At 60.4% G+C, this 1,644-nt stretch carries 1 protein-coding gene and 1 pseudogene; one reads left to right on the forward strand and one right to left on the reverse strand.

The window, feature by feature from the left end; genetic code table 11:
* Positions 1 to 1,068 precede the first annotated feature (1,068 nt).
* Positions 1,069 to 1,365, forward strand: a complete 297-nt coding sequence (locus tag AC0L3J_RS36970; protein ID WP_244561116.1) for an IS4/Tn5 family transposase DNA-binding protein — start codon at positions 1,069 to 1,071, stop codon at positions 1,363 to 1,365.
* Positions 1,366 to 1,439: 74 nt separating this feature from the next.
* On the opposite strand, the pseudogene AC0L3J_RS36975 reads toward AC0L3J_RS36970, so the two are convergent.
* Positions 1,440 to 1,644, reverse strand: a pseudogene (locus AC0L3J_RS36975) (hypothetical protein); the annotation flags it as partial.

Consider the following 1,644-nt stretch of genomic DNA (forward strand, 5'->3'; position numbering starts at 1 on the left):
TCTGGCTTTCCTCACTTTTGACTTTTACCTCTCGATACCATCCAACCCGCACCAGTTCGGCAAGCCCTCGCGCATCACTCTGATCGCTCTTGTTCATGGTCCAACGGACAGACCGAGGGCCAGATCACCAAGCTCAACCTGGTCAAACGCCAAATGTACGGACGCGCCAAGCTCGACTTGCTACAGGCTCGGCTAATCGGCGCCACATGACCAGTGCTGCACCAAAATTGCGTCAGAGCCAATATTGCAGGCCGAATAACAGTTATTCTGTGGATCCGACCGCGGAGGGCGCCAAGCCGCCGCCATGTATAATCTCATCGTCTCTGCCCTATGCCGCGCGCCGCATACGCAGGTTTATGCCGCCGGCCGAACTATGCCGAGCAGGTTGTTTTCCCCAGATTTCTGGCTGACCAGCTTGGTCCGGAGCGGACCACACGGACGGCTCGTCGAGTGCTACGCCGTTTGTCTCGTCCAAGAGAGGCTCGTTCGCCACGGCAGTGGCGTTGCCTCAAGATAGTTGGCAGGCTCCTGAGTTCAATCGCGGGCCGTCGCTATAAGCTGATTGATTTCGATGAGCAGGTCGTTGAGCGGTACTTCCGACATAGAGACGGGATGCAGTCTATCCAACCCGGCGGCCGGGCCGTGCTCAAGGGATCGTTGCCGGTGCTGCGTGAGGAAGGCGCGGTCGCGCCGTTGGTGCTACCAGCCCTCAGTACCGTCAGCGTCCAGTCGCTCCTGAGAGAGCATGTTCGTGTCGCTCATAAGAGTTGCCCGTCTTTGAAGGTCAAGTGCGTGTCACCGCACGTGCTGAGGCACAGGGCTGCGATCGGAATGCTGCAAGCCGGCGTCGACCGCTCCTCATCGCGCTGTGGCTCGGTCGTGAATCGGTCGAAACGACGCAGACGTACCTGCACGCCCACCTCTCCCTCAAAGGCGAAGCTCAAGCCGTACCGAGGCAAGGTAAGCGTCCGGTGAGGCTTTCAATTACCTACATCTCGAACTTAGGATTTGCATCTGTTGAATCGTCTGTGATTCTGTCTGTGACGCCGATTCGCGGAGGCGTCGGAGATGAGCGGAGACACGGGAGCCGGCGCTGCAGGCTGGCATGACGCCGAAGTCGTTTCGGCAGGGCTGCCGGACAGGCGACTGGCGCGCCGATTTTGCCGCCTGCTGGATCAGATGTCGGCGGCGCCTGGCCAACCGGTCCCGGCCGCATGCGTTGACTGGGCGGCGACGAAGGCGGCCTATCGCTTCTTCGACAACCCGCGCGTTACCGAGCATGGGATGCTGGCCGGTCATTTTGCCGCGACCGCCATGCGCTGCGCGGCGAGCGAAGGACCAATCCTTTCTGCAGGATACCACTGAGTTCATCTACAGCCGTGCGCAGCCAGGAAAGATCGGCTTCACCAAGACCATCAACGCGGGACGTATAAGGCGGGTCAGCCCAATGTGGTGACCTTGTGTGGGGTGCTGATGCATTCGAGCCTGGCGGCAACCCTCAGCGGGACGCCGCTCGGACTGACGGCAGCGAAGTTCTGGACACGCACGAGGTTCAAGGGGACCTGGACATCGACGATGTTGAGGATCCGGAACCGGCGCCCATTGGCAAACTGGTCATGGACAAAATCCAGCGACCAACGGGCA

This window comes from Bradyrhizobium sp. Kon37, assembly GCF_055807535.1.

Excerpts from the sequence above, each read along its gene's own strand:
- AC0L3J_RS36970 (WP_244561116.1), top strand. The coding sequence starts at position 1,069 with ATGAGCGGAGACACGGGAGCCGGCGCTGCAGGCTGGCATGACGCCGAA.